This window comes from Ruminococcus sp. (genome assembly GCF_016283395.1).
Window position 1 is genome coordinate 1 of record NZ_JAEEMU010000016.1, and the last position, 2829, is coordinate 2829.

General features: G+C 46.0%; 4 protein-coding genes. All 4 read right to left on the bottom strand.

What is annotated here, in order from left to right; translation table 11 throughout:
• The coding region (locus QZZ41_RS00340; RefSeq protein ID WP_295066615.1) for an NAD-dependent epimerase/dehydratase family protein at positions 1-160 on the bottom strand (160 nt) is incomplete at its 3' end.
• Positions 161-181: 21 nt separating this feature from the next.
• The gene (locus tag QZZ41_RS00345; protein WP_295066609.1) at positions 182-1303 is read right to left on the bottom strand and encodes a glycosyltransferase; all 1122 of its coding nucleotides are present in this window, start codon (positions 1301-1303) and stop codon (positions 182-184) included.
• On the bottom strand, positions 1300-2448 hold the full coding sequence (locus tag QZZ41_RS00350; RefSeq protein WP_295066611.1) for a glycosyltransferase family 1 protein: 1149 nt from the start codon (positions 2446-2448) through the stop codon (positions 1300-1302). Before QZZ41_RS00350 ends, QZZ41_RS00345 begins: the two co-directional genes overlap by 4 nt.
• 25 nt (positions 2449-2473) lie before the next feature.
• A complete protein-coding gene (locus QZZ41_RS00355; protein WP_295066613.1) occupies positions 2474-2740 on the bottom strand; it encodes a hypothetical protein in 267 nt (88 codons plus the stop codon).
• Between the last annotated feature and the right edge of the window lie 89 nt (positions 2741-2829).

Below are 2829 nucleotides of genomic sequence, written 5' to 3' on the forward strand. Positions count from 1 at the left end.
TATCCTCTTTTTTCAGAATATCCAGGGTATGGACGGGACATTCTTCCTTTATTTCTTCATTTGGCAGACAAGTTGCGTGTACTTCCCAGCCTGCGGCTTTAAGCTCTCTTATGAGATAGCCTCCCACAAAGCCTGCCGCACCTATTATAAGTGCTTTCATCAGTCCGCCTCCTTATATTTCTTATTTTAGTATTTCGTATAATTTCCCGAGTATGACTTTTTCGTTGAATTCGCTCTTTACGCGCTCTGCGGCAGCTCTGCCGTACTTTTCGCGGAGCTCCTTATCCTCGGCAAGTTTATTTATTGCCGCTGCAAGAGCCTTTGGCGATGACGGCGGAACGGTAATTCCCGTCTGTCCGTTTATACTTACATAAGGTACTCCCGATTTCAGAGCCGTATTTATAACGGGCTTGCCGTAGACCATAGCTTCGAGCTGTACTATGCCGAAAGCCTCGCTTGGAGCAACAGACGGCAGCACGAATATATCACAGTCAGCGTAAGCCTGTCTAAGTTCTTCATCTGGCAAAAAGCCCAGAAAATGCACCTTCGACTCCATATCGTGTGAGCTTACGTAGTTTCTGAGCTGGTCGCCGAGCTCGCCTGTACCTGCAATGAAAAGCTCACAGCCTCTGACATCAGTGAAAGCTTTCAGAAGTACATCTACGCCCTTATAATAGACCAGTCTGCCCGTAAAGAACACCTTTACGCAGCTTTTGTCAGTGGCTTTTTCCGTGAGAATACTGCGGCGCGGTACAGAGAGGTAGTCCTCTGGGGTTATACCGTAGGGCAGTACCCTGCATTTATGTCTGTATTCGTTAAGGTAGAGCGAATGCTTTACATGACCCTCCGTAGCTGTAAGTATGATATCCGCTCTTTTAAGCAGATAGCGCATGAAAGGCTTGTAGAAAAGCATGAGCTTTTTCTGTTTTACTATGTCGCTGTGCCAAGATACCACGACTTTTCCCTTATAGCCCGACAGCAGCAGTGCCGCATCGGCAAGTGGGAAAGGCACGTGTATATGCACAACATCGGCTTTTGCAGCCATTTTTCTGAAATGACTTATAAACGAAAATGACAGCGGACATGAGAAATAAGTACCGAGACTTCCTGTTCTCAGCAGCTCCACACCGTTCATTTTCTCCCTGATAGCCTTGCCTTTGCCGTCACGGCATACAAGAGCCTTTAAGCTTACGCCGTCCAGCTTGACCAGCTCTTCGGAATACTGCCTGATAAGGGTCTCGATGCCGCCGATATGTGGGAAATAAGCCTTGTTTACTTCAAGGATACGCAGTTTTTTACTCATTTTACAAGCTCCCTGTATACTTCCAGAAGCATTTCTGCCGAACGCTCCCATGTGAAGCCTTTTGCTCTTTCGAGACCTTTTATGCTGAGCTCTTTTCTGAGCTTTTCGTCGCTGTATAATCTGTAAAGCCCCTGTGCTATACTTTTTGCCGAATATGCGTCACATATCACAGCGCAGTCGCCTGTGACCTCGGGGAGAGAAGCTTCTCCCGAAGTGAGCACGGGTACTCCGCAAGCCATAGCTTCAAGGGGAGGCATACCGAATCCCTCGTAAATAGACGGGAAAACGAATGCAAGTGCGCCGCACATCAGGGGATTCATATCCTCTGAGGGGACATATTTTGTGAAGATGATATTTTTCGTCATACCAAGCTTTTCAACGCGGCTGTAGATACCGTCGTTGAGCCAGCCCTTGCCGCCTGCAAGCACAAGTTTCGGAGCATTTCCGCCAACCTTTTTTGCAAATGCAGCATATGCGGTAATGAGCCTTTCAAGGTTCTTTCTTGGCTCGATAGTACCAAGATACAGGAAGTAATCGCCCTCTATTTCAAGAGACTTCTTCACCTCGGGTATGCGCTCGGGAGTCTCGCATGGGTGAAATCTTTCAAGATCTACACCGCAGGGGACTACCCTTATTTTATGTTCGTGCTGAGGAAAATACTTGATTATCTCAGACTTTGAAAATTCCGAGTCTGTAACGATAAGGTCGGCGCGTCTCAATGAGCGTTTAAGTCCCGATACAAGCATAAAGCGAGTGCGTCCGCGGACTGTTTCGGGGAAAGCCTTATAGACCATATCGTGTACCGTTACCACTTTTTTGCCGTGTACGAAAGGCGGTATGATGTAATTGAAAAAGTGGGTGATATCGGACTTTCTGCCGAAAAAGAATGAATAGGGTATGGGCAGGAAAGTAGTCAGAAGGCGATAGAGATAGCCTGAAAAGCTTGTGATATTGAGCTTTATGCGCTCTCCTGCGAACTGTCTTACGCGCTTTTCGCGCTCCTTTTCACCGCTTGTGAAGACGCTGTATTCGTATTCGTTTTCGGGGTGGAGCTGTGCGAGAGTCTGGGTCTGTCCCACTTCACACCAGCCTATGCCCGTTATTTTATCGCTGCATATAGGTACAGCGTCGAAGGTTATTTTCAAATCAACTTCTCCACCTTTTTATAGTTCATAGCATTATTTTCTTCTGTATCATTTCTTCAAGCTCGGCAATATAGTTATCGGTCTGTGGTATGGAAAATCCCGATAAAGGCAGAAAAAGCCATTTTGCCTTTCTCATCGGCATATGTCTTATTTTCAGAAGCTCCGCATTTATTGCAGCGTCTGAAAGGTTAGCTTCATCTATAGCTAAGATCAGGCTGTTGTATGCATCTGTTTTTGCAAGGACATCTTTTTTATCATATCCGCCGAATACGGAATCCAAACAATTACCCATGAACGATCTCCTTTCATAACACTGCCGTTAAATATGGATAGAGCTTTTCATTACTTTCCTTCAAGAGCAGACATGATCTTTTCTTCAAG